This window comes from Promicromonospora sp. NPDC060204 (assembly GCF_042728455.1).
GTDB lineage: Bacteria > Actinomycetota > Actinomycetes > Actinomycetales > Cellulomonadaceae > Promicromonospora.
Genome location: NZ_JBHWZO010000016.1, coordinates 1 through 24613, shown reverse-complemented (window position 1 = coordinate 24613; position 24613 = coordinate 1). Strand labels below are relative to the sequence as shown.

At 73.6% G+C, this 24613-nt stretch carries 25 protein-coding genes; 12 read left to right on the top strand and 13 right to left on the bottom strand.

Going from position 1 to position 24613, the window contains the following annotated elements:
- The 4 genes from ACFWEJ_RS03935 to ACFWEJ_RS03920 all read right to left on the bottom strand — a co-directional run bounded on the left by ACFWEJ_RS03935 (position 1) and on the right by ACFWEJ_RS03920 (position 4459).
- Entirely contained in the window at positions 1-672 is a 672-nt protein-coding gene (locus tag ACFWEJ_RS03935) for a vitamin K epoxide reductase family protein (RefSeq protein WP_377227900.1), read from the bottom strand.
- A gap of 46 nt (positions 673-718) precedes the next feature.
- Entirely contained in the window at positions 719-1948 is a 1230-nt protein-coding gene (locus ACFWEJ_RS03930) for an MFS transporter (protein ID WP_377227899.1), read from the bottom strand.
- Positions 1949-2026: 78 nt separating this feature from the next.
- A complete protein-coding gene (locus ACFWEJ_RS03925) occupies positions 2027-2782 on the bottom strand; it encodes a metal-dependent transcriptional regulator (RefSeq protein ID WP_377227898.1) in 756 nt (251 codons plus the stop codon).
- A 9-nt stretch (positions 2783-2791) separates the two neighbouring features.
- A complete protein-coding gene (locus ACFWEJ_RS03920; RefSeq protein ID WP_377227897.1) occupies positions 2792-4459 on the bottom strand; it encodes a metallophosphoesterase in 1668 nt (555 codons plus the stop codon).
- A gap of 102 nt (positions 4460-4561) precedes the next feature.
- Here ACFWEJ_RS03920 and ACFWEJ_RS03915 point away from each other — a divergent pair, with 102 nt between their 5' ends.
- A complete protein-coding gene (locus ACFWEJ_RS03915) occupies positions 4562-5092 on the top strand; it encodes a hypothetical protein (RefSeq protein WP_377227896.1) in 531 nt (176 codons plus the stop codon).
- A gap of 23 nt (positions 5093-5115) precedes the next feature.
- Here the strand turns inward: ACFWEJ_RS03915 and ACFWEJ_RS03910 are convergent, their stop codons facing one another.
- Positions 5116-5922 (bottom strand): Ku protein, encoded by an 807-nt coding sequence (locus tag ACFWEJ_RS03910; RefSeq protein WP_377227895.1) that lies wholly within the window; start codon positions 5920-5922, stop codon positions 5116-5118.
- 68 nt (positions 5923-5990) lie between these two features.
- On the bottom strand, positions 5991-6311 hold the full coding sequence (locus tag ACFWEJ_RS03905) for a glutaredoxin family protein (protein ID WP_377227894.1): 321 nt from the start codon (positions 6309-6311) through the stop codon (positions 5991-5993).
- A gap of 135 nt (positions 6312-6446) precedes the next feature.
- Here ACFWEJ_RS03905 and ACFWEJ_RS03900 point away from each other — a divergent pair, with 135 nt between their 5' ends.
- Both ACFWEJ_RS03900 and ACFWEJ_RS03895 read left to right on the top strand, forming a co-directional pair.
- Positions 6447-9032 carry an ATP-dependent DNA ligase gene (locus tag ACFWEJ_RS03900; protein WP_377227893.1) on the top strand — a complete coding sequence of 862 codons (2586 nt, stop codon included), beginning with the start codon at positions 6447-6449 and terminating at the stop codon, positions 9030-9032.
- Between the two features lie 219 nt (positions 9033-9251).
- A complete protein-coding gene (locus ACFWEJ_RS03895) occupies positions 9252-10175 on the top strand; it encodes an NADP-dependent oxidoreductase (protein ID WP_377227892.1) in 924 nt (307 codons plus the stop codon).
- Between the two features lie 91 nt (positions 10176-10266).
- Here the strand turns inward: ACFWEJ_RS03895 and ACFWEJ_RS03890 are convergent, their stop codons facing one another.
- The 4 genes from ACFWEJ_RS03890 to ACFWEJ_RS03875 all read right to left on the bottom strand — a co-directional run bounded on the left by ACFWEJ_RS03890 (position 10267) and on the right by ACFWEJ_RS03875 (position 13733).
- The gene (locus ACFWEJ_RS03890; protein WP_377227891.1) at positions 10267-10794 is read right to left on the bottom strand and encodes a GNAT family N-acetyltransferase; all 528 of its coding nucleotides are present in this window, start codon (positions 10792-10794) and stop codon (positions 10267-10269) included.
- Entirely contained in the window at positions 10791-11246 is a 456-nt protein-coding gene (locus tag ACFWEJ_RS03885; RefSeq protein WP_377227890.1) for a VOC family protein, read from the bottom strand. Before ACFWEJ_RS03885 ends, ACFWEJ_RS03890 begins: the two co-directional genes overlap by 4 nt.
- A gap of 194 nt (positions 11247-11440) precedes the next feature.
- On the bottom strand, positions 11441-12325 hold the full coding sequence (locus ACFWEJ_RS03880; protein ID WP_377227889.1) for a siderophore-interacting protein: 885 nt from the start codon (positions 12323-12325) through the stop codon (positions 11441-11443).
- Positions 12326-12344: 19 nt separating this feature from the next.
- Positions 12345-13733 carry an MFS transporter gene (locus ACFWEJ_RS03875; protein ID WP_377227888.1) on the bottom strand — a complete coding sequence of 463 codons (1389 nt, stop codon included), beginning with the start codon at positions 13731-13733 and terminating at the stop codon, positions 12345-12347.
- 115 nt (positions 13734-13848) lie between these two features.
- On the opposite strand from ACFWEJ_RS03875, the gene ACFWEJ_RS03870 reads away from it, so the two are divergent.
- The 7 genes from ACFWEJ_RS03870 to ACFWEJ_RS03840 all read left to right on the top strand — a co-directional run bounded on the left by ACFWEJ_RS03870 (position 13849) and on the right by ACFWEJ_RS03840 (position 18777).
- Positions 13849-14388: a GNAT family N-acetyltransferase gene (locus tag ACFWEJ_RS03870; RefSeq protein WP_377227887.1), complete on the top strand. Its 540-nt coding sequence runs from the start codon at positions 13849-13851 to the stop codon at positions 14386-14388.
- A 76-nt stretch (positions 14389-14464) separates the two neighbouring features.
- Positions 14465-15100: a GNAT family N-acetyltransferase gene (locus ACFWEJ_RS03865; protein ID WP_285108475.1), complete on the top strand. Its 636-nt coding sequence runs from the start codon at positions 14465-14467 to the stop codon at positions 15098-15100.
- Between the two features lie 59 nt (positions 15101-15159).
- Positions 15160-16365 (top strand): enhanced intracellular survival protein Eis, encoded by a 1206-nt coding sequence (eis, locus tag ACFWEJ_RS03860; protein WP_377227886.1) that lies wholly within the window; start codon positions 15160-15162, stop codon positions 16363-16365.
- A gap of 54 nt (positions 16366-16419) precedes the next feature.
- Complete coding sequence (locus ACFWEJ_RS03855) at positions 16420-16638, top strand: SCO4848 family membrane protein (protein WP_377227885.1); 219 nt, start codon at positions 16420-16422, stop codon at positions 16636-16638.
- A gap of 70 nt (positions 16639-16708) precedes the next feature.
- Positions 16709-17347 (top strand): TetR/AcrR family transcriptional regulator, encoded by a 639-nt coding sequence (locus ACFWEJ_RS03850; protein ID WP_377227884.1) that lies wholly within the window; start codon positions 16709-16711, stop codon positions 17345-17347.
- Positions 17344-17997: a pyridoxal 5'-phosphate synthase gene (locus ACFWEJ_RS03845; RefSeq protein ID WP_377227883.1), complete on the top strand. Its 654-nt coding sequence runs from the start codon at positions 17344-17346 to the stop codon at positions 17995-17997. The genes ACFWEJ_RS03850 and ACFWEJ_RS03845 overlap by 4 nt, the downstream gene beginning before the upstream one ends.
- A 90-nt stretch (positions 17998-18087) precedes the next feature.
- Entirely contained in the window at positions 18088-18777 is a 690-nt protein-coding gene (locus ACFWEJ_RS03840; RefSeq protein WP_377227882.1) for a maleylpyruvate isomerase family mycothiol-dependent enzyme, read from the top strand.
- Between the two features lie 66 nt (positions 18778-18843).
- On the opposite strand, the gene ACFWEJ_RS03835 is transcribed toward ACFWEJ_RS03840, so the two are convergent.
- Complete coding sequence (locus ACFWEJ_RS03835; protein WP_377227881.1) at positions 18844-19803, bottom strand: SDR family oxidoreductase; 960 nt, start codon at positions 19801-19803, stop codon at positions 18844-18846.
- Positions 19804-20043: 240 nt separating this feature from the next.
- On the opposite strand from ACFWEJ_RS03835, the gene ACFWEJ_RS03830 reads away from it, so the two are divergent.
- Positions 20044-20883 (top strand): helix-turn-helix transcriptional regulator, encoded by an 840-nt coding sequence (locus tag ACFWEJ_RS03830; protein WP_377227880.1) that lies wholly within the window; start codon positions 20044-20046, stop codon positions 20881-20883.
- A 131-nt stretch (positions 20884-21014) separates the two neighbouring features.
- The gene (mqo, locus tag ACFWEJ_RS03825) at positions 21015-22508 is read left to right on the top strand and encodes a malate dehydrogenase (quinone) (protein ID WP_377227879.1); all 1494 of its coding nucleotides are present in this window, start codon (positions 21015-21017) and stop codon (positions 22506-22508) included.
- Between the two features lie 107 nt (positions 22509-22615).
- On the opposite strand, the gene ACFWEJ_RS03820 is transcribed toward mqo, so the two are convergent.
- A complete protein-coding gene (locus tag ACFWEJ_RS03820) occupies positions 22616-23881 on the bottom strand; it encodes an MFS transporter (RefSeq protein WP_377227878.1) in 1266 nt (421 codons plus the stop codon).
- Positions 23882-23929: 48 nt separating this feature from the next.
- Positions 23930-24505, bottom strand: a complete 576-nt coding sequence (locus ACFWEJ_RS03815; RefSeq protein ID WP_377227877.1) for an ArsR/SmtB family transcription factor — start codon at positions 24503-24505, stop codon at positions 23930-23932.
- Positions 24506-24613: the final 108 nt, after the last annotated feature.

Here is a 24613-nt window from a genome sequence, read left to right as displayed (position 1 = left end):
TCAGAACGAGTCGATCAGGGGCCCGCCCACCGCGATCATCAGCCACGCCAGGGCCGCGACGTACCCGATGACCAGGATGATGTGCCGGTTGCCCACCATGACGCCGCGCAGGCCGGCGCTCGCGGGCAGGTCGCCCGACTGCACGCCGCGCACCAGCTGGTACCAGAGCAGCGGCCACATGATGGTCCACACGACCATGCAGTAGGGGCACAGCGCGACGATGACGTGGAAGCTCGTGTACATCAGGAAGAACACGAGCGCCTGGCCCAGCACGGTGCCCGCGAGGAGCGAGATCCAGTACCAGCGCGGCAGGCGGGCCCCGATCAGCAGCACCACGCCCGTCGTGATCACGACGGGGAAGGCCGCCACGCCCAGGTAGGGGTTCGGGAAGCCGAGCAGGGCGCCCTGCCACGAGGACATCGCGGCGCCGCAGTCGACGAACACGTTGATGCTGCAGGACGCCGTGTGGTTCGGGTCGATGAGCTTGAGGTACTTCTCCACGGCGAGGGCGAACGAGGCGGCGAAACCGACCGCGCCCAGCACCACCAGGAGCAGCGCCACGGCCCGGCCGCCCAGCGGCTTGGGTCCGTACGTGGCGACCTCGTCCCCGCCGTCCGGCGAGCTGTCCAACGAGCTGTCCGACGACGTCGTGGTCGCCCCGGTCTCAGTCACCCGCCCTACGCTACCGGCGCAGTCTGGGACATTGCTGAGACCCGGGTCACAGTGCGGTCTCCGTCGGCTGGTGCACGACTCGCTGCCGCCCGAACGCCACGATCAGCCCGAGGCCCAGCACGGTGACGACGGCGCCGGCCCACGCGGGCGCCAGGTAGCCCCAGCCCGCGTCGATGACCACACCGCCCAGGAACGCGCCCGCGCCGTTGGCCACGTTGAGCCCGGCGTGGCACAACGCGGCGCCCAGCGACGGCGCGCCGGGGGCCAGGTCCATGAGCCGGGTCTGGAACGCGAGCCCCAGCATCTGCGAGGTGACGCCCAGCAGGAACAGGGAGACGAGCGCGGGCACCACCGAGGCGCCGGTCAGCGCGAACAGCACGAGGGAGAGCGCGGTGGCCACGAAGCCGATCAGGACCGCCCGGAGCACGCCCCGGTCGGCGAGCCGCCCGCCGATCTGCGTGCCGACCGTCATGCCCACGCCGAACAGGGCGAGCACCCACGGCACGGCGCCGCCGGGCAGGCCGGTCACGCCCGTCATGGTGGGGGCCACGTAGGTGTAGACGGCGAACATGCCGCCGAACCCGATCGCGCCGGCCACGAACGCGAACCACAGCGGTCCGTTGCGCAGGGTCGCCAGCTCGGTGCGCACCGAGCGGCCCTCGCCGCCCGCGCCGGCGGGGATCAGCCGCCAGAGCCCGAGGAGCGTGACGCTGCCCAGCACGCCGATCAGCACGTAGGAGACGCGCCAGCCGAACGCCTGGCCCACCCACGTGGACAGCGGCACGCCGACGACGTTCGCGATGGTCAGGCCGGTCATCATCGTCGCGACGGCCCGCCCGCGCTGGGCCGGGCCGGCCACGGCGGCACCGACCGCGGCGCCGACGCCGAAGAACGCGCCGTGCGGCAGCCCCGCGAAGAACCGGCCGACCACGAGCCAGCCGATGTCGGGCGCCGCGGCGGACAGCACGTTCGCCACCGTGTAGAACCCCATCAGCGCCAGCAGCAGGCGCTTGCGCGACATCCGCGCCGCGGCCACGGTCAGCAGCGGCGCCCCGACGACCACGCCGAGCGCGTACGCGGTGATCGTGTGCCCCACCTGGGGGTCGGTCGCGCCGAGGTCGAGGCCGACGTCGGGCAGCAGGCCCATCGCGGCGAACTCGGTGGTGCCGATGGTGAACCCGCCCACCGCCAGCGCGACCAGCGCGGGCGCGGCGCGGCGCATCGAGCCCGTGCCCGGCGCCTGGTCCGGGGCGTTCTGGGGTGCACTGCTCGCCATGGGGTCTCCGGAAGTGTCGTATCGATTCGGTCTACCGTCGACGACACCGGCGACGAGCAAGAGGGAACGGGGAGCAGACTACTCCTGCGCCACCCACACACGGGAGGCCGCCAGCAGGCCGAGATCGGCCACGCGCTCGTCGGCGTCGGTCGCGCCAGCGCCGGCCGCCGCAGCCTCGGCCCCCGCGCCGTCGGGCCCGGGAACGGGCGGGCACGTCCAGGCGACGGCGACCGTCCCCGCGAACTCGCGCCGCGTGGTGACCGCCACGCGGATGTCCAGGTCCAGGCCCAGCTCGGCGAGGTACCGCAGCGCCTCCGGGTCGGCGTCGGAGATCCGCACCACCGTGCCCGCGTCGCCCGCGTGCATCGTCGACAGCGGCACCGCGTCGGGCCGCACCACCGTGCCGTCGGCGGACGGGATCGGGTCGCCGTGCGGGTCGCGCGACGGGTTGCCGAGCCGCGCCGCCATCCGCTCCACGAAGACGTCCGAGACCGCGTGCTCCAGCACCTCGGCCTCGTCGTGCACCTCGTCCCACCCGTACCCGAGCTGTTCCACGAGGAACGTCTCCAGGAGCCGGTGGCGGCGCACCATCACGAGCGCCAGCCGGCGGCCCTCGTCCGTCAGCCGGATCGCGCCGTACCGCTCGTGCTCCAGCAGCCCCTGGCCGCTCAGCCGCCGCACCGTCTCGGACACCGTGGACGCGCCAACACCCAGCCGGTCGGCCAGGTGCTTGGTGGTGACCTTCTCGTCCGACCACTCCTGGGCCGACCACACCGCCTTCAGGTAGTCCTGGGCGACGGGCGTCAGCTCGGCCGGGTCGGTTGTGATCTCCACGCCCCGAGCCTAGTTGCCCGAGGCCGACGACGACGGCGCCGGCCCGGCATCCGGTACGTCGCCCGGCGCGTCGTCGGGCACCTCGTCCGGCAGCGGGGCGGGCTGCGGGACGGCCTGCCGCTCGCTCACGGACGCCTCCCCCTCCGGTGTCACCTCGACGAGCTGCCAGTCCACGAACTGCCGCCGCTCCGGGTCGAACCGCAGCACCGTCATCTGGGAGGTGTCGCGCAGCGGCCCCACCGAGGCGTTCCCCTTCGTGGCCCCGCCCGTGCTCGCGTTCACGTACCGCACGCCGTAGCCCACGACGTCGGGGCCGATCCGCTTGTGCATGTGCCCCGAGATCTGGAACGGCACGCAGCCCGACTCCAGGGCCGCGTCGCCGACGGCGGGCTGGTGGATCATCAGCAGGTCCACCCGGTCCTCCGCGGTGAACCCGCCCAGGCCGGCCTCCCCGGCCGCCTCGCACGCGACGTCCCGCAGCCGCTCCCCGGCCTCCGCGGGCGTCTCCTCGCGCGCGATCACCGTACCCCCGCCGATCCGCGTCTCCAGCGGGTCCCGGTCCCCCAGGATCCGCACCCCCTCCACCTCGACGACCTCCCCGTCGAGCACGATCTCCCGGTTGGCCAGCTCCGTGGCCGTCGTCAGGCGCGAGTCGTGGTTGCCGTCGGAGACGACGAACGGCACGCCGTCCGGCACCGCGGACGCGAACGAGTCCACGCAGACCGACTCCACGCTCGTCCCGTTGATCGTGGTGTCCCCTGCGTTGAGCATGACGTCGGGCGCCAGCCGGTCCGCGAGGTCCCGGATGAGCGGCGTCATCCCCGTGTTGCAGTGCAGGTCGGAGACCAGCAGGAACGTCACGTAGTCCGGCGTCGCCGGGCTGCCCGACGGCGTCGCGTCCTGCTCACCGTCGGCCGCGTCCTGCTCCGCGACCCGGGCGTCCCACGCCGCCATCAGCTTCTCCCGGGCACCCGCGTAGAACACCTCGTTCGCCTGGTAGGTCTCCACGAGCTGGCTGCTGTACGTGTCGATCACGCCCGCCAGCCGGCCCGTGATCCGCGCGCCCTCCAGGGCGGTCCCCGCGAAGACCGGCGAGGCCGGCAGCGCGGCCCGCTCCTCGGGCCCGGCGCTCGCCGTGGCGGTCGCGGCCACCAGCACGACGACGACGCCGGCCGCGGTGATCTCCCAGGTGCGGGACGCGAAGGTGCGGGCGAGCTCCCGCCGTCGGGCGGCACCGAGCAGGGCCCGCAGGCCGAACGCGACGCCCACCAGCACCACCGCGGCGACGGCCGCGCCGCGCAGCGCGTCCCAGACCAGCGCCCACGCCACGGTGCGCACCGTGCGCTGCGGGGTGTCGAAGAACTGCAGGTACCCGTCGAGGTCGCCCGCGAGCGCGTCGAAGCTGGCCGCGTCCACGGCCGAGAGGTCCGTGGGGATCTCGTGCACCGTGATCCGCACCCCGAGCGTGAGCGGTAGCGGGGAGTCGGTGACGACGGTGCCGAGCGGGCCGAGGTCGGCGACGATCTGGTCGTCCGCCGTGACCGCGTAGGTGGCCTCGTGCGGGCCGAGACTGAGGTCGGCTCTCGCCGTCGTGATCCCGAACATCAGGCAGAACAGGGCGGCTGCCCCTCCGGCAAGGGTCCAGCGCAGCCAGCGGGGCGGGTTGGGACGACTCATCTCCTCTACCTTTTCATGCGTCCGCCGTGCTCACCCGCCGCCCGGGCGGACGTCGGCGCGGCGTCCGTCGGCGGGCCGGCCGCGGACGGCACGATGGGGGCCGTGTTCGTCCTCGAGTCCGTCTGGCGTCCGGCCGCACCGACCGCCCGGGTCTGGTCGGTGCTCGCCGACCCCCGGTTCACCTGGCCCGACTGGTGGCCCGGGCTGACCGCGGGGGCGAGCCACGGCGTCGTCGGGCCGGACGGCCTGGCCGCGCCCGGGACGTGGGCGCACCTGCGGGTGCGCAGCCCGCTCGGGTACGCCCTGCGGTTCCGGCTCGACCTGAGGGAGACGACGGCGCCGTCCGACGGCGGGCCCGGCCGCGCCCGGCTGGACGTCACGGGCGACCTGGAGGGCCGGGCGGACGTGACCGTCGCGGACGGGCCCGCGGACGCGCCGGCCGGAACGACGTCGGCGGCCGGCACGGCGTCGGCGGCGGAGGTGCGGCTGCTGTGGCAGGTGTCCCCCGGGCCGCCCTGGTTCCGGGCGGCGGCGACCCTCGCCCCGGCCCCGCTGTCCTGGGCGCACGCCCACGTGATGCGGGCGGGCGAACGCGGCCTGACGACCCACCTGACCTCGCCCGCGGCCCGCTGATCCCGGCGACGGGACCAGGAGGTTCAGCCGGTCTTGCGGGACTTCTTCGCGTCCGCGACGCTGCGCTTCAGGGCCTCCATGAGGTCCACGACCTCGGCGCCCTCGCCCTCCTCCTCGGCCGCCTCGCCGAACGTCGCCGCCGTGTCGACGGTCTCGCCGGCCTCCAGCTTCGCGTCCACGAGCTTGCGCAGCTGCACCTGGTAGTCGTCCTCGTAGTCCTCGGGCGTGAAGTCCGCCTCGAAGCTGCCGACGAGCTGGGCCGACATCGTCAGCTCCTTGGCGCTCACCTTCGCGGGCTCGTCGAGGGACGGGAACGCGGCCTCGCGGATCTCGTCGGCCCACAGCAGGGTCTGCAGCACCAGGATCTCCTCCCGGACCCGCAGCGCCGCGAGCCGGGTGCGCTGCCGCAGCGCGAACTTCACGATCGCCGTGCGGTCGGTCTCCTCGAGCGTGCGGCGCAGCAGCACGTACGCCTTCGTGGACTTGGAGTCGGGCTCCAGGTAATAGGTCCGGTCGAACATGATCGGATCGATCTGCTCGCTGGGCACGAACTCGACCACCGAGATCTCCCGGTCCCGCTCGGCGGGCAGGTCGGCGAGGTCCTGCTTGGTGAGCACCACGGTGCGCTCGCCGTCGTCGTAGGCCCGGTCGATGTGCTCGTACGGCACCACCTCGCCGTCGATCTCGCACACACGCTTGTACCTGATGCGTCCGCCGTCGGCGTCATGCACCTGGTGCAACGGCACGTCGTGGTCCTCGGTCGCGCTGTACAGCTTCACCGGGACGTTGACGAGACCGAAGGTCACGGCACCCTTCCAGATCGCCCTCATCCATCTATGGTGCGCCCCAAGCGCACGACATGCCCAGGTTTAGTCCTGGGCGCGGTTCCCTGAGGGCGTCAGAGGCCGCAGCGGTCCAGCTTCGCCGCGAGCTCCGCGTTGGTGGGCTCCACCAGGTGCTCGCCGTCGGGGAACACCAGCACGGGGATGGACTTGCGGCCGGTCAGCGCCTCGGCCTCGTCGGCCCGGGTGGGGTGGGCGGCGAGGTCCACGTAGACGTAGTCCACGCGCCGGACGTCGAGCACCGCCTTGCTGCGGCGGCAGTCGCGGCACCACTCGGCGCCGTAGACGGTGAGCCGCTCGGGCCGGCCGATCGAAGGAGCGTCGGCGGCAGCCGACAGGGGCGCCACGGACACGTCGATCGAGATGTCAGAAATCACTCGGCGGAGCCTAGCGGAGTTCTTCACCCGGCCTCTACACCGTTCGAGTGATCTCGCCGACTCCGCGCGCGACTCCTGCGCACGACTCCGGGCGCGACTCCTGCGCCCGCGGCCGACCGGCGGCACGATGGTGAGATGGCGACGACGCAGACGGTCACGGTGGACGGCCACCGCCTGCGCCTGAGCAACCTCGACAAGGTGCTCTACCCGGCGTCGGGCACCACCAAGGGCGAGGTGCTGCACTACCTGGCGGAGGTGGCCTCGGTGCTGCTGCCGCACGCGGCCAACCGTCCCGCGACCCGCAAGCGCTGGCCCGACGGCACGGGCGGGCAGATGTTCTTCCAGAAGAACCTCGACGCCTCGACCCCTGACTGGGTCAAGCGCCGGTCGATCCAGCACAAGAGGTCGGCCAACGACTACGTGCTGGTCAACGACCTGGCGACGCTGACCTGGCTGGGTCAGACGGCGACGCTGGAGCTGCACACCCCGCAGTGGCAGTTCGGCCGCACGGGCGCGCGCCTCGACCCGGACCGCCTCGTGCTGGACCTCGACCCCGGGCCCGGTGCCGGGCTCGCCGAGTGCGCCGAGGTCGCGCGCTGGGTCCGCGACATCCTGCGCGGCATGGACCTGGAGCCGTACCCCGTCACGTCCGGGTCCAAGGGCATCCACCTGTACGCGGCCCTCGGCAAGGCGGCCGACACCCGGCTCGACTCCGACGCCGTGTCCGCCGTCGCGCACGAGCTCGCCCGCTACCTGGAGGCCGAGCACCCCGACCTGGTGGTCAGCGACATGAGCAAGGCCCTGCGGTCCGGCAAGGTGCTGGTCGACTGGTCGCAGAACAACGGGAACAAGACCACGATCGCGCCCTACTCCCTGCGCGGGCTCGACCGGCCCTGGGTCGCCGCGCCCCGCACCTGGGCGGAGCTGGAGGACCCGGACCTCGCGCAGCTCACGCCCGAGAACGTGGTCGCGCGGCTCGCGGCCGACGGCGACCTGCTCGCGCCCCTGCTGGAGGGTCACCTCGCCGCCCTCGAGCCGACGTCGGAGCGCCTGGCCACCTTCCAGAAGCTGGAGACCTACCGCGCCAAGCGGGACCCGGCGAAGACCCCGGAGCCGTTCGGGCCCGCGACCGGCGCGTCGCCGTCGGGCGCGGACAGCGCGGCCTCCGCGGACGGTGCGGCCTCCGCGGACGGCGCGGACGGGCCGCCGCCCGAGGAGGGCGAACCCACCTTCGTGATCCAGGAGCACCACGCCCGCCGCCTGCACTGGGACTTCCGGCTGGAGCACGACGGCGTGCTGGTGAGCTGGGCCCTCCCCCGCGGCGAGCCCACCGACCCGGGCCGCAACCATCTCGCCGTGCAGACCGAGGACCACCCCCTGGAGTACGGCGCGTTCGAGGGCAGCATCCCGGGCGGCGAGTACGGGGCGGGCGAGGTCACGATCTGGGACTCCGGCACCTACGAGCTGGAGAAGTGGCGCGACGACGAGGTGATCGTGACCCTGCACTCGACGGAGCGCGGCGCCCGCCGCCTCGCCCTGATCCGCACCGGCGGGCGCGACGGCGACGCGGAGAACAACTGGCTGATCCACCTCACCAAGGCCCAGCCGGGCACCCCCACCCCGGTGAGTGCTGGACATTTGCGGCCTTCGGCGCCCCCGAACCCGCAGATACCCAGCACTCAACTGGCCGGCACTCAACGAGACGCGGGGGCGGGCGGGCGGCGTCGGCCCATGCTCGCCACCGCCGCCGCGCCCGGCGACCTCAACCGGCCCGATGACTGGGCCTTCGAGATGAAGTGGGACGGGTTCCGCGCGATCGCCCACGTCCAGGACCCCGAGTCCGTGCGCCTGGTCAGCCGCTCCGGGCAGGACCTCACCGTCACGTTCCCCGAGCTCGCGGCGCTCGCCGCCCAGGTCGACGCCGCCCGGCTGCCCGTCGTGCTCGACGGCGAGATCGTCGCCCTCGACCGCGCCGGCCGCCCCGACTTCCGCCGCCTCCAGCACCGCGCCAACCTGCACAAGGAGCGCGACGTCAACCGCGCCAAGGCCCAGGTCCAGGTCGACCTCATGCTGTTCGACGTGCTGGTCGCCGACGGCGACGACGTCACCGCCCGCCCCTACACCGAGCGGCGCGAGCTCCTGGAGTCCCTGGTCACGCCGAGCGCGCCCGTCCACCTCCCGCCCGCGTTCGACGGCGACCTGGAGGCCGCGCTCCGCACGTCCCGCACCCTCCGGCTGGAGGGCGTGGTCGCCAAGCGCCGCACCTCCACCTACGCCGGACGGCGCTCGCGCGAGTGGCTCAAGATCAAGCACCAGGTCATGCAGGAGGTGGTGATCGTGGGCTGGCGGCCGGGCCGCGCGGACCCGTCGGTGATGGGTTCGCTGCTGATGGCGGTGCCGGACGCGGACGGCGACGACTCCGGTCTGCGGTACGTGGGCCGGGTCGGCACGGGCTTCTCCGAGCGGGAGCGCCGCGAGATCACCGCGCGGCTGCGGGGCATGGAGCGCAAGACGCCGGGCGTGTCCGGCGTGCCCGCGGAGGACGCGTCGGACGCCCGCTGGGTCACGCCCAGCCTGGTGGGCGAGGTGACGTACGCGGACTGGGCCGAGGGTCCGGACGGCGCCTCGGGCGAGCGCCGCATGCGGCACTCGGTGTGGCGGGGCTGGCGCCCGGAGAAGTCGCCGGCGGACGTGGTTGTCGAGGCCGCCGATCATGCGTGACGCCGCAGCCGAACGAGTGCCGGTGTCGCGAAGTGCGCATCTACCCAGCCATTGGGCCCGAAACCAGGCCGTTTCCGGGCGCAATGGCCGGGTAGAAGCGCACCTTGGTCGGACGGCACGGCGCTTGGCACACTATTACTGTGTGGTGGATGCGGGGTGTGCCCCGGCCCACTCGGCGTGCGCGGAATACCCGCGTCGGCCAGGCCCGTTGTCGCCTGCATGCGAGCCATCACCTATGCACAGTTCGGCAGCGCGGACGTCCTGGAGCTCACCGAGCAGCCCGACCCGCACATCGGCCCCGACACCGTCGTCGTGCGCGTGCGGGCGGCGTCGGTCAACCCCGTCGACTGGAAGATCCGCCAGGGGTACCTGCAGGGCCTGATCGACACAGAGCTGCCGGCGATCCCGGGCTGGGACGTCGCGGGCGTCGTCGAGCAGGTGGGCCTGGACACCCCGGAGTACCAGGTGGGCGACGAGGTGTACGGCTACGTGCGCAAGGACACCGTGCACGGCGGCACGTTCGCCGAGCTGGTCGCCGCGCCCGTGCGCACCCTGGCGCGCAAGCCGGCGTCGCTGAGCTTCGAGGAGGCGGCCGCCGTGCCGCTCGCGGGCCTCACCGCCTACCAGGCGATCCAGCGGGCCGAGGTCAAGGACGGCCAGACCGTGCTGGTGCACGCCGCGGCCGGCGGCGTCGGCGCGTTCGCGGTGCAGATCGCGCGGGCCCTGGGTGCCCGCGTCATCGGCACGGCGAGCGAGCGGAACCACGAGTTCCTGCGCGGCCTCGGCGCCGAGCCCGTGACCTACGGCGACGGCCTGGCCGACCGCGTGCGCGCGCTGGCACCCGAGGGCGTCGACGTCGTCCTGGACTTCGTGGGTGGCGGCACGGTCGCCGCCAGCACCGAGCTCCTGAACGACGGCGGCACCATCGCCTCGATCACGGACGCCACCGCCCGCTCCGAGCACGGCGGGCACTACGTGTGGGTGCGTCCGTCGACCGCCGACCTCGACGCGCTCACCGAGCTGTTCGACGCCGGCAAGCTGTCCGTCGAGGTGGCGCAGGTCTTCGACCTCGCCGACGCCGCGGACGCGCACCGGCTCAACGAGTCCGGCCACACCCGCGGCAAGGTCGTGGTCCGGGTCTGACGCCGCGGCTGCCGCGCGGGGCCGGGCTGAGCTGGGCCGGGCTGTGCGCGGCACCGCGTCCAGCCGCGGCCGGCGTGGGCCCGCGCGGGGCTCAGCCGTAGACCGGTGGGTAGCCGATCGCGCCGCGCAGCGTCGCGTCGGCCGGGTCGTACGCCGGAAGCAGGTGGACCTGGCCCGCCTCTGGCGGGGCCCAGTCCGGCAGCTGCATCTCGATCCCGTGGTCGCGGGAGGCGACGAACCCGAGCGGCCCGTAATACGCCGGGCTTCCCTCCAGCACGACGAACGGCTCGCCCGCCTGCTCGGCACCCGCGAGCGCGGCCCGGACCAGCGCCGATCCGATGCCGCGCCGCTGGTGCTCCGGCAGGACGCCGAGCGGGGTGAGCATCGCGACCTCGCGCTCGCCGGCCTCGCTCGTGACGGTGCAGCCGGTGATCATGACGTGGCCGACCACCTCGCCGTCGGACACCGCCACCAGCGACGTCGCCGGGCGGTAGATCCAGGACTCGCGGATGCGGTCGACGCCGTCGGCGACCCGGTCCTCGTTGAACGCCGCGACCTGCACCGTCCGGATCGCGGGGAAGTCCTCCGGCGTCTCGGGCCGGATCAGCCAGTCGCTCATGCGTCGGCGGGCTCGGCCGCCGCGGCCTGTGCGGCCGCGTGTTCCGCCGCCTTCTCGCCCGCCGCGACCTCTTCCCGCGAGCGCAGCACGCAGAACTCGTTGCCCTCCGGGTCGGCGAAGGTCACCCAGCCCGAGCCAGGCCCGTAGATCCCCCGGTGGTCGGCGACAACGGTCGCGCCGTGCGCCTTGACCCGCTCGATCTCGGCGTCCCGCAGGTCCGCGCGCGGGCGCAGGTCGAGGTGCACCCGGTTCTTGACCGACTTGGCCTCCGGCACCTCGATGAACAGGACGTTGACCCCCTTGCCGTCCGGGTCGACGATCACGCACTCCTCGTGACCGGGCAGGTTCGGGTCGCCGGGCACGTCCTGGTAGCCGAGCACCGGTTTCCACCACTCGGAGAGCGAGTAGGGGTCGGACGAGTCCACGGTCACGTGCGAGATGAAAGAAGCCATGCCCGGGACCCTGACACACGAGCCCACCCTCGCCCAACGCAATAAGCGGGCTGCGGGTGGCCACGCTCCCCGCGGCCGACACCCTCACCGAGCTCCCTCCGCACCGCCAGTCTGCGTGCCGAGTCAGGGAGGTGGTCCGACCGAGCGACTGACTCGCCGCCCCTGGAGGGGCGAGTCAGGGAGGTGGTCCGCCGTCAGCTCGGGGACGAGCGGCCGTGGCGCCAGTAGCCCACGAAGTCGACGTGCGCCTTGGGCACTCCGCGCTCGCCCACCAGGTGCCGGCGCGCACCCGTGGCCAGCGCCGACTCGCCGATCGTGAACGCGTACACGTCGCCGGTGTGCCCGGTGAGGTCCAGGGCGCACAGCTCCGCGAGCGCCGCCTGTCCCGGGACGGCGTGCGGGTCGGCGTCGGACCGCACCGCCCAGCGCACCTCGACGCCGGCCGGGGCGCGGAACTCCTGGGTGTCCGCGGCCGTGGGTACCTCGACGACGGCGAGGCCGCGCGCGTCGTCGGGCAGGGACTCGCAGATGCCCGCGACGGCGGGCAGGCCGGACTCGTCAGCGACGAGGAGCGTCCAGTCGTGGTCGTGCCGCGGGTTGTAGGCGACGCCCTGGTCGAGCAGGCCGACGCGCAGGCCCTGCTCGGCGGCCTGGGCGAAGCCGGCCCCCGGGCCGGCTGTGTGTCCGGCAGCATGTCCGTCGACGTGCCCGCCGTCGTGCCCCGCTGAGCCGTCCGAGGCGTCGTCGCCCGCGTGCAGCACGAAGTCGACGTCGATCTCGTTCAGGTCGGGGCGCGCCGCGCGGACGGTGTAGTTGCGCACCCACGGCCGGCGGGCCTTGGGCGTGGTGAGGTACTCGGCGTACCAGAGCCCGGAGGTGCGCGTGGGCAGGCGCAGCATGTCCTGGCCGGCGCGCGGCAGGAAGAGGCGGAACCACTGGTCGTAGCCGGCGGGCGTGAACCGGTCGAGCTCGTCGCCGCCGAGGGTCACGCGCATCATGTTCGGCGAGACCTGCTTGGTGCTGACGACCTCGGCCATCACGACGTGCGGGTCGACGGCCTTGCGCCCCTTGAATGCCATGTACTGAGGTTAGGCATACCTAACTGGTTTTGACCAGGTTTGCGTCGGGATCTACTCCACGCACGTTCCGGATCCCGACGAAGGACAGCAGTCCGCCCAGCACGAGCAGGCCCGCCGTCACCAGCAGCGCCCGGTGGAACGACGCGACGTCGAGCACGCCGCCCGTGATGATCCCCGCGAACGCCACGGTCACCAGGCCCGCGACCCGCGCCACGGCGTTGTTCACGGCGGAGCCGATGCCGGCGTCGTGCGTCGGCACGGCGCCCAGGATCGCGGCCGTGAGCGGCGCCACCGTGATCGAGAGGCCCAGCCCGAACACGAGCTGTCCCGGGAGGACCTGCGTGAGGTAGTTGGCGGACTCGTCCATCGAGAGCATCAGCAGGTAGCCGACGCCGGCCACGATCGGGCCCACGGTCATGAACAGCCGCGGCCCGTACCGGCCGGCGAGCGTGCCGAACCAGGCCGACAGCGCGATCATCGCGAGCGTCGTCGGCAGCTGCGCCACCCCGGACGCGGTGGCGGAGTACCCCGCGACCTGCTGCAGGAACAGGGTGAGCACGAAGCCGCCCAGCGACAGCGCACCGTAGATCGCCGTGGTGGCCAGGTTGCCCCAGGCGAAGTTGCGCGCCTGGAACAGGCGCAGCGGCAGCATCGGGTCCGCCGCCCGCCGCTGGTAGAGCACGAACGCCACCAGCATCACGGCGCCGCCGATGATCGAGACGAGGATGACAGCCGACGTCCAGCCGAGCCGCGCCCCCTCGATCAGCCCGAACACCACGCCCGCGAGGCCGAGCGCCGCCAGCAACGCACCGGGCACGTCGATGTGCCGGCCGGGCTCGCCCTCGGCTGCGGGGACGCCGCGCAGGAGCCAGAGCGTCACGGCGATGACGGGCACGTTGATCCAGAACACCCAGCGCCAGGACGCGAAGTCGACCAGCATGCCGCCCACGAACGGGCCGACGATCATCGCGCCCGTGGTCAGCGCGGTCCACCGGCCGATCGCGCGGGACTGCGCCTCGCCGCTGAACGTCGCGATGATCAGCGCCAGGGAGCTCGGCACCAGCAGGGCGCCGGCCACCCCCTGGAGGGCGCGCGCGAGGACGAGGAAGGGCCCGGTCGGCGCGACGGCGCACAGGATGGACGCGAGGGCGAACCCCACGAGCCCGGCCGCGAGCACGCGGCGCCGGCCGTAGACGTCGGAGATCGAGCCGGCCACCAGCATCAGCGCACCGAGCGTGATCAGGTACGCGTCCACGACCCACTGCTGCAGCGGCAGCGCCTCCATGCCGGGACCCGCGAGCTCGTGGGCGATCGCCGGCAGGGCGACGCTCACCACCGTGCCGTCGAGGAACGACACGAAGGAGCCGAGGACGGCGACGACGAGGACTCGTCTCTGGAGGGTGGTCACGGGCTCACGCTATGCCCGGCCACCGACATCCGCCCCGACCGTCGCCAGGATTTCGCCCGGGGCAGCGCCCGCTGTCGTGTCCCGGGCACGCCCGAACATCCGGCACGATCGCCCCATGGACCTGACGATCCGCCCCGCGACCCCCGACGACGCCGCGGCGTGCGCCGACATCTACGCCTACTACGTGCGCGAGACCCACATCAGCTTCGAGTCCGAGCCGCCGGACGCCGAGGAGATGGCGCGGCGCATCGCGAGCTACTCGGCCGGCCACGCGTGGCTCGTCGCCCTGGAGGCGGGCACGTCCGACGTCGTCGGCTTCGCGTACGCGGCGCCCTACTCGCCGCGCGAGGCCTACCGCTGGTCGGCCGAGACCAGCGTCTACCTCCAGCAGGGCCGACGCCGGACGGGCGCGGGCCGCGCGCTGTACGAGGCGCTCTTCGACCGGCTTGCCGCGCGCGGCTTCCGCCGGCTGGTGGCGGGCCTGGCCCTGCCGAACGAGCCCAGCCTGGGCCTGCACACCGCCCTCGGGTTCGAGGTGGTCGGCACGTTCCACCAGATCGGCTGGAAGCACGGCCGGTGGCACGACGTCGTGCGGCTGCAGAAGGACCTGGCGCCCGCGCTCGGGGACGCGCCGCCCGCCGGCGAGCCCGGCTGATCTACCCGCTCGGCGGGTCGCCGTCAATTCAGTGTTGCGATCATCCTGCCCGCGCGGAACACGAAAGGATCCGTGCATGGACAGCATCGTCCGCGTCGCGACTCCCGACGACGCCGCAGCCTGCGCCGCCATCTACGCCCCCTTCGTCGCCGACTCGGCGGCGACGTTCGAGACCCGCCCGCCGGACGCCCGCGAGATGACGCGCCGCATCGAGCGCTTCTTCGGCCGCGAGACGTGGCTGGTGCTGGAGTCGCACGGCACGGTCGTGGGCTTCGCCTACGCCAAGCCGTTCGCGGACCGCCCGACGTTCCGCTGGACGCTCGAGACCAACGTCTACGTCGCGACCGAGCACCAGCGCGTGGGCGGCGGCCGCGCCCTGTACGAGGCGCTCCTGGCGCGGCTCGCGCGCCGCGGCTACCACCGCGTCGTCGCCAGCATCGTGCTGCCGAACGACCCCGCGATCGCGCTGCACGAGGCGGTCGGGTTCCAGCGCGCGGGCTCGTTCGAGAAGATCGGCTGGAAGCTGGGCGCCTGGCGCGACGCCGTCCTGTTCCAGCGCGACCTCGTGGCCGACGATGGCCTCGCGCCCGGCAACCGCACGGCCGACGCCGAGCTGCAGGGCCTGCTCACGCCGGAACCGCTGGAGGTCACGCGCACGCCGCTGCTGCGCCCGCACCCGGCGGAGGACCAGGTCGCCTACTTCGGCGACTAGGTCAATCGGGCCGACTTTTGGCTCGCCCCTCACCTCACCCGTTGCCTAGGGTCGCCTGCATGACCCTCACCGTGCGCCGGATCGAGTACGCCGACCAGCCCGACTACACCCGGCTGGGCGGCGAGGCGTTCGGCGCGCCCGCCGGGGGCCGCGCGGTCCCGACGGCCGAGGAGTGGGCGGCCTCGGGCTTCCGGGAGTGGGGCGCGTTCGACGGCGACGGGCTGGCCGCCCGCCTGCGGGTCTACGGGTTCACGTCGTGGTTCCACGGCGCCCGCGTGCCGACGGCGGGCGTGGCAGGGGTCGCCGTCGAGCCCGAGCGGCGCGGTTCGGGGCATCTCGCGCGCCTGTTCGGCGCCGCGCTCGACGAGGCCCGCGAGCAGGGCGACGTCCTGTCCACGCTCTTCCCGTCCGCGCCGGGCATCTACCGCGGCCTGGGCTACGAGGTGGTCGGCTCGTTCGACGACGTCGACGTGCCGCTGCAGAACCTGAACCGGGTGCCGGCGCCCGCCGGCGTGCTGACCCGCCGGGCGACGACGGCCGACTTCGACGCCGTCGTCGCCGTGCACCGGCGCTGGGCCGCGGCGCAGAACGGGCCGGTCTCGCGGGCGGAGAAGCCGTTCTGGACGCCGCCGGAGAAGTTCTTCGCCGACTACACGGGTGTCACGCTGGCTCTCGACGCCGCGGGCGAGGTGGTCGGCTTCGCGAGCTGGACGCGCGGCGAGGGCTACACGCCGGCCACCACGGTGATGGAGATCGACGACCTCATCGCCCTGACGCCGGACGCCGCCCGAGCCCTGTGGCGCACCCTCGGCAGCTTCTCGACGGTGGTCGGCACGGTGCGTGTCGCGACGTCGGGCCTGGATCCGGCGTGGCTGGTGCTGCCCGACCTGGCCACGACCGTCCACTCCGCCCACCCCTACATGCTGCGTGTCCTGGACGTGGCCGGTGCGCTCGGCGGGCTCGCGACGCCGCTGGAGGGTGCGCGGGTGCCGTTCGCCGTCCGGGGCGCGGAGGATCTCGCGGGGGCGTGGACGCTCACGGTGTCCGACGGCGTCACGCACGTGGAGCGCGACGCCGTCGCCCTCGACGACGCGCACCACGAGCGGCCGGTGCTCAGCCCGAACGGCCTGGCGCTGCTGTACGCGGGCGCGCAGTCGGCGGCGAACCTGCGGATCGCGGGCCACCTCACCGGCCCGGCGGACCACGACGCCGTCCTCACGTCGCTGTTCGCCGGCCGCCAGCTCCACGTCCGCGACTACTTCTGACCCCTGCCCGCCGTCGCCGTCGGGGCCGCGTCAGGGGCGGCGGATAATCGGCGGGTGGATATTCCTGTCGGCTGGTCCGTCGTACTCATCGTCACCGCGCTGTGGAACCTGCTCATCTGGCCGCGGTTCTGGCAGCGCATCGTCGCCGACCCCCGCTCGCGCGACGCCGACGGCCGGGCAACGAAGTTCCTCACCGTGCACAGCGTGCTGATCGGGGTCTCGCTCGCCCTGGCCCTGGCGGTCGGCGTGCTCGGCGTGCTCACCCTGTTCTGACAGCGGGTCTCGGCACCCTCACCGGCGGTATTCGGTTGGCACCATACCTGGAGGTAGGTATGGTGCAGCCATGAGCAGCAGCACATCCGCACGTGAGCGGCTCGTCGGCGCCGCGCAGGACCTCTTCGCCGCCCAGGGGGTCGGGCCCACGAGCCCGCGCGCCGTGCTGGCGGCGTCCGGCGTCGGGCAGGGCAGCCTGTACCACCACTTCCCCACCAAGCACGACCTCGCCGTGACCGCCGTCGGCGCCACCGTGGACGACGCGCTGACGCGCGCGATGCGCACGCTCGGCGGCGACTCCCCCGCCGTCGAACGCCTCGTCGCCTACCTCGAACGGCCGCGCGAGGCGCTGGCCGGCTGCAAGATCGGCCGCCTCACCGCCGACCAGGCGGTGATGGACGACGACGGCCTGCACGACGTGGTGACCGCCTACTTCGTGCGGCTGCTCGGCGCCGTGACCCAGATCTTCCGCGAGACCGGGCTGCCCGACGACGTCGCCCGCGACCGCGCGCACGCCGCCCTCGCGATCATCCAGGGCGGGTACGTCCTGGCCCGGGCCACGCGGGATCCCGGCGCGCTCGACGCCGCGGTGCGCGGCTTCGTCGGCCTGCTGACGCAGGACCCGCCGAACCGGGACCGGACGAACCAGGACCCGCCGAACCAGGACCAGCCCACCCCGGGCCGGCCCACCCCGAAGGAGAACCCGTGACGTTCCGCGAGCGCCTGCGCGCGCTGCCCACCTTTGCCCGGCCCGGGCTGCCGGTCTTCGACACCGCGGCCGCACCGCCCACCCCGCACGAGCTGTTCGTGACGTGGGTCGAGCAGGCGATCGACGGCGGCCTGCTGGCCCCGCAGGCGGCCACGCTGTCGACGGCGGACGCCGCGGGGCGGGTGCACGCCCGCACGCTGGTGCTCAAGGACGTGACGGCGGACGGGTGGTGGTTCGCGTCGCAGTCCACGGGCCCCAAGGGGCGTGACCTGGCGGCGAACCCGAACGCGGCGCTGACGTTCTTCTGGCCGGAGCTGGGGCGCCAGGTCAAGGTGACGGGCACGGCGGCGTCGGCCGGGGCGGAGGCGAGCCGGGCGGACTTCCTCGCGCGGCCGGACCTCTCGCGCGCCGCGGGGCTGGTGAACCACCAGAGCGAGCCGCTGGGCTCGCAGGAGGAGTACGGGGAGGCGTTCGCCGAGGCGCTGCGCACCGTCACCGCCGACCCGGCACTGGCCGCGCCGGACTGGACCGCGTACGTCCTCGCGCCGTCGGAGGTCGAGTTCTGGCAGGCGCCGGACGACGGCCCGCACACGCGGCTGCTGTACCGGGCGACGGCCGAAGGCTGGTCGACCGGCCTGCTCTGGCCCTGACCCCATCCCTCCCCCGTGTCAGACGTACAGGCTCCTCGGGTGACCTGTGCGTCTGACACGCCCGAGCGACCCCCGACGAAGGGACACCCCATGAGCACCACCTCGACCGCCGCGCCCACCACCGACCTCATCGCCCACGCCCGTGCCGATGCGGCAGCGGGGCTGGACGATCTCCTGTCCGCCGTCGGCCGGCTGACCGCCGACGACCTCGCCGGGCCGTCGACCCTGGACGGCTGGACCCGCGGGCACGTGCTGGCGCACGTCGCGGGCCTGGCCACGGCGATGCTCGGGCAGGCGCGGGCCGCCGAGCGCGGCGAGGTCGTGCCCGTCTACACCAGCCCGGAGGCCCGCGCCGCCGGCATCGAGGCGGGCGCCGCGCGCACGGTCGCCGAGCACCTGACGGTCCTCGGCGAGCTGCGCGACAACCTGGCCGAGGCCTGGCCGCAGCCGGGCTCGCCGCTGTGGGACGCCCCGAGCGGGTACCGCGGCGGGCCGCTGTCGGGCTGCCTGCTCGCCTGGTGGCGCGAGGTGCGCATCCACTCGGTCGACGCCCTGGCCGGCACCGCGCAGGAGGTCGGGTACGAGACGTGGGACGACGCGCTGATCGCCCACCTCCGCGAGTTCCTCGCGGTCCGGCTGCCCGACGGCGTGTCCGTGGACGACGTCGCGGGCGACCCGCGCGACGTCACCGCCTGGCTGGCCGGACGCGTCCCGGCGACGCCGCTGCCGGGCGACCTGCCCGAGCTCGGCCCCTGGCCCTCGGCGATCCCGGCCCGCTGAGCGAGAGCGACGTGTCAGCCGCTCAGGTCACCCGGTGACCTGAGCGTCTGACCCGTGCGGAGGGGCTCACGAGTTGTCGCCCACCGCGGCCGCGAAGCTGACCCCCGTGAGCCGTTCGGACGCCGCCCAGACGCGCGCGGCCTCCTCGGCGCTGCGCAGCGGCGCGTACATCGCCTGCTCGGCGGGCCTGCCGCCGAGGTTGCCGGGGCCGCTCGGCCCGTAGAGGGCGCCGGGCTTGGCCGCGGGATCGGTCGCGGCCAGGAGGGCCGGCAGCTTCGCGGTCTCGACGGTGCCGACCAGGATGCCGCGGGCCGAGAGCGCGCGGATCAGCCGGACGGCGGGGGTGTCGGTGCTCCGGCCGAGCTCGGGACGCGCGGCCAGCAGGCTGGTGGGCGCGACGCCGGGGTGGGAGAGGTTGCTGGTGATGCCCCAGCCGTTGGCCCGGCTGCGGCGCTCCAGCTCCAGGCCGAAGAGCCCGAACGCGATCTTGGACTGGGCGTAGGCGCGCATGCCGTCGTACGAGCGCTCCCAGTTCAGGTCGTCCCAGTTGATGCTGCCGCGCCGGGCCGCGACGCTGACCTGCGAGGTGACGCGCGCGCCGCCGTCGCGCAGCAGCGGCAGCAGATGGCCGACCAGCGCGAAGTGGCCCAGGTGGTTGGTGCCCGTCTGCAGCTCGAACCCGTCGGCGGTGGTCTGGCGGCTCGGCGGCCGCATGACGCCCGCGTTGTTGATCATCAGGTGGATCGGCCGGCCCTCCTCGCGCAGCGTGTCACCCAGGGCCGCCACGGACTCCAGCGAGGACAGGTCGAGCGTGCGCAGCACGAGCCGCGCGTCGGGCACCGTGCGCCGGATCGTGGCGACCGCCGCCTCGCCCTTGCGCGGGTTGCGCACGGGCAGGACCACCTCCGCACCGGCCGCGGCCAGCCGGGTCGCCATGCCCAGCCCCATCCCGTCGCTCGCTCCGGTGACCAGCGCGCGCTTCCCGGCCAGGCTCGGCACGGTGATGTCGATCGGTGTGCGTGACATGGGCACGTCTCCCTCGGGTTGGTCGAGATCAGCTCGTCGAGACCAGCTCGTCGAGATCGGTTCGTCGTCGGCCTCGATCCTGGGCGGACGACGCGGACCTATCCAGGGCCTGCCGATCACAGGCTCGCCAGGTCACGGGTCCCCCGCGTACGGGGGGATCGGCGGGCCGTGGCTCCGCCGTCGGGCACACGGTAGAAAGACCAGGGGTACAAAGAAGCGGTACTCGAGACAGGGGAAGCCGTGATCGATCGCACCGGGCTGGCGGAGTTCCTGCGCCGACGCCGCGAGCTGCTGCAGCCGGAGGACGTCGGGATGCCGCGGGGGCAGCGCCGCCGCACCAGCGGGCTGCGGCGGGAGGAGGTCGCCGTGCTGTGCAACATGTCGACCGACTACTACTCCCGGCTGGAGCGCGAGCGCGGGCCGCACCCGTCCGAGCAGATGATCGCGTCGATCGCGCAGGGCCTGCACCTGTCGCTGGACGAGCGCGACCACCTGTTCCGGCTGGCCGGACACCACCCGCCGGTGCGCGGCACCACCAGCGAGCACATCAGCCCCGGGCTGCTGCGCATCCTCGACCGGCTCGACGACACCCCCGCGGAGATCGTCACGGAGCTCGGCGAGACCCTGCGGCAGACGCCGATGGGCGTGGCCCTGACCAGGGACACGACCGGTTACACCGGGCCGGAGCGCAGCATCGGCTTCCGCTGGTTCACCGACCCGGCCACCCGGGCGCTCTACGCGCCGCAGGAGCACCCGTTCCTGACGCGGATGTTCGCCTCGGGCCTGCGCGAGATCGCGACCGTCCGCGGTCCGGGCTCCCGGGCCGCGCGGTACGCCGAGATCCTTCTGGAGCGCAGCGCGGAGTTCCGCGAGGTCTGGGCGGCCCACGAGATCGGCGTGCGCCCGCACGAGGTGAAGCACTTCGTGCACCCGGAGGTCGGGGCGCTGGAGCTGACGTGCCAGTCCCTCCTCGACCCGGACCAGTCGCACCGGCTGCTCGTCTACACGGCCCTGCCCGGCAGCGAGAGCCACGAGAAGCTGCGGCTGCTGTCGGTGCTCGGGCCGCAGACGGTCCGCTGACGCGCGCCGAGCGGGCGGCGCCGTCCCCCGGGCGCGCCGTGCCCATACCGTGAGCGAGGTCACGGTACACATCACGTGATTCATGCCACAGCGCTCGTTCCGCTTTTCACAAGCGCGCTATCTTTCTGAGCGTGACTTCTTACCTCCAGACAGCCCCGCGTCCCTCCGAAGAGGTCGACGTCGCGCTGATCGGCGGAGGGATCATGAGTGCCACCCTTGGCGCGCTGCTCACGATCCTTGAGCCGACCTGGCGTGTCGGGATCTACGAGCGCCTCGACGAGGTCGCGCTCGAGTCGTCGAACCCGTGGAACAACGCGGGCACCGGCCACTCCGCGCTCTGCGAGCTGAACTACACGCCGGAGCGCAAGGACGGCTCCGTCGACATCTCCAAGGCGGTGAAGATCAACGAGCAGTTCCACACCTCGCGCGAGTTCTGGAACCACCTGCTCACCGCCGGTCTGATGGAGGGCACCGACTTCATCAACGTCACGCCGCACATGACGTTCGTGCGCGGCGCCGACAACGTGGACTTCCTGCGCCGGCGCTACGAGGCGCTCAGCGTCCACCCGCTGTTCAGCGACATGGAGTTCAGCACCGACCCCGCCGTGATCGGCTCGTGGGCCCCGCTGATGACCCTGGACCGCGACGCCGACGAGCCCATCGCGGCCACGCGCGCCGCCGCGGGCACCGACGTCGACTTCGGGTCGCTCACCAAGAAGCTGATCGGCTTCGCCACCGCGCACAACACCGAGCTGCACGTGAACCACGAGGTGCGCGGGCTCAAGAAGCTGCGGGACGGCCGCTGGCGCCTGACCCTGAACGACCGCTCCTGGAACGCCGGCACCCGGCGCCGCACCGTCACCGCGAAGTTCGTCTTCGTCGGCGCCGGCGGTGGCGCGCTGCCGCTGCTGCAGGCCTCGGGCATCAAGGAGGCTCGCGGTTACGGCGGCTTCCCGATCTCGGGCGAGTTCCTGCGCACCGCCAACCCCGAGCTCGTCGCCCAGCACAACGCGAAGGTCTACGGCAAGGCCGACGTCGGCGCCCCGCCGATGTCCGTGCCCCACCTGGACACGCGCATCGTGGACGGCAAGAGCTACCTCATGTTCGGCCCCTACGCCGGGTTCAGCCCCAAGTACCTCAAGAAGGGCAAGTACCTGGGCCTGATCACGTCGCTGCGCGTGCACAACGTGTTCTCGATGCTCGGCGCCGGCGTGAAGAACCTCGACCTCACCGGCTACCTCGTCGGCCAGGTCGCCGCCGCGCCGGAGACCAAGTTCCACGAGCTGCAGCGGTTCATGCCGACGGCGCAGCCCGCCGACTGGGAGAAGATCACCGCCGGTCAGCGCGTCCAGGTCATCAAGTGGGTCAAGGGCAAGGGCGGCGTGCTGGAGTTCGGCACCGAGGTCGTCGCGGCCCAGGACGGCACCATCGCCGGCCTGCTGGGCGCCTCTCCGGGCGCCTCGACCGCCGTCGCCGCCATGACCGGCCTCCTGGAGCGCTGCTTCCCGGCGAAGTACGCCGAGTGGAAGCCGCAGCTCACCTCGATGATGCCGAGCCTCGGCGGCGGCGTGGACTACGACGCCACCCAGCTCGCCCAGGCGGAAAAGGTCCCGGCAGGCGCCTGACGCCGCTCCGGCCGGCCCGGCGTCAAGATCGAGCGCGGGGGTGGTTGCACTCTGAGTCCGTAGAGTGCAACTACCCCCGCGTTCGTTTGCGTGCGCGTCAGCGCCGGTCAGCCGCCCAGTTGGCCCGGCGGGAGCTCGCGGAGGCGCGCCAGCGGCGAGACCAGCACGCTCCACGCGGCGAGGCAGTGCACCCCCGCCATGAGCAGGATCGTCTCGCGGACCCCGAGCACCCCGCCGAGCCAGCCCGCGGCGATCCCGGCCACCGGCATCGTGCCGAAGTTGACCACCTGCATCACCGTCATCACGCGTCCGCGCAGCCCGGCGGGCACGTAGCGCAGCCGCCACGCGTTGCGGATCACGTTGCCCGCGACCACGCACAGGCCGACCAGGAACCCGCCGGCGCCACTGATCGCCGCACCCCACCCCGGCAGGCCCGCGCCCACCAGCAGGGCCGTGGGTCCGGAGACCACGAGCAGGACGGTGGAGGCCCGACCGCTGCCGAGGCGCGCGCTCAGGAACGGGGCGACGACGGCGCCGAGCACCCCGCCGGCCCCCGCGAGCGCCAGCACCGCGCCGACCCCTGACTCCGTGAGCCCGAGATCGCGCACCAGGAACAGCACCAGGAGCGCGCCGTAACCGGTGAGCCCGAAGTTCGACGCGCCGCCCATGCCCACGAACCACGGGAGGTAGCGGTCGCGGCGGACCAGGTCGACGCCCTCCCGGATGCGCGCCACCAGCGGTTCGGCCGGGCCGGACGGCGGGGCGACGGCGCGCGCCGGCCGGATGCGCCACAGGCACACCGCCGACCAGAGGAACGTCGCCGCGTCGAGCGCGAGCCCGAGCGCCGCCGTCAGCCACTGCGCCAGCAGCCCGCCGAGGCCGGGACCCGCCACGTTCGCCGCGGACTCGGTGCCGAAGAGGCGCGCGTTCGCCGCCTCGAGCTGGCCGGCGGGCACCACCTCGGGCAGGAACACCTGGTAGGCCGTGCGGAAGAACACGGTGCAGACGCCGCCCGCCAGGGCGACCACCGCGATCTGGGTCAGGGTGAGGATCCCGAGCGCGAACGCCACGGGCACGCTCGCGAGCGAGACCGCGGCGGCCACGTTCGCGGCGATCATCACCGGCCGCGCCGGGAGCTGGTCGACCCAGGCGCCCACCGGCAGCCCGATGACGAGCCAGGGCAGCCAGGCCGCCGCGGTGATCAGGCCCATCCAGGCCGGCCCGGCGTCGAGCTGCGTCACCGCGAGCAGCGGCAGGAGGGCGCTGGTCGTCGCGTTGCCCACGACGCTCACGCCCTCCCCCAGCCAGAGCAGGCCGAAGGCCCGGTTGCGGGACAGGGGCGCTGGCTCGACAGCGGGCACGACGGAGGTCATGCCGGTAGGGTATATCTACAACGAGTCTTGTACAACGGGTCTTGCAGGTTAGGGGCGGGACGGGAACGCCCGCGCGAAGAGGAACACGTGCTCGGCCTGCTCGTCGGGCGCCGCCGCCCTCCCCCGCTCCTTCCAGCGCCCCACCACCTGGTTGATCTCGTCGCTCAGCTGCTGCAGCTCGTCGGGGGTCAGGCGCAGCCAGCTGTCGGTGGAGAGCTCGGCCCTGCTCCACGCGTCGTCCTGCTCGGAGCGCTCCAGCCAGGTGCGGGCGCGCTCGACCTGACGCGCCAGCATGAACTCCTCGGCAGCCACCGCCTGACGCTGGCTCTCCGCGTCCGGAGGCAGGGTCGACCGGCCCCAGGTGATGGATCGCGCCGCCCGGCGCCACCAGCGTTCGCGCCGGTCGCGCGCGAGCTCCGGCGCCTCCTCGACGAGCGCGGCGGAGGCCAGCACCTTCATGTGGTGGCTGATGCTCCCGACGGCCAGCCCCGTCCGCTCGGCGAGCACCGACGCCGTGGCCGGCCCCTCGGCCGTCAGCGAGTCGAGCAGGCGCGAGCGCGCCGGGTTGGCGAGGGCCGCGACCGCCTTGGCCTCGGTGAGCGTGCGGACGTCGTCGGTTGCCATGCAGGCAGGGTAGGACGGCGCCGCCGACGCCGTCGCCCCCGGGGCACCCGGCCCGGCCAGCCGGCAAGTTGAGTGCTGGGTATTTGTGGCTTGGAACCGGTTCCAAGC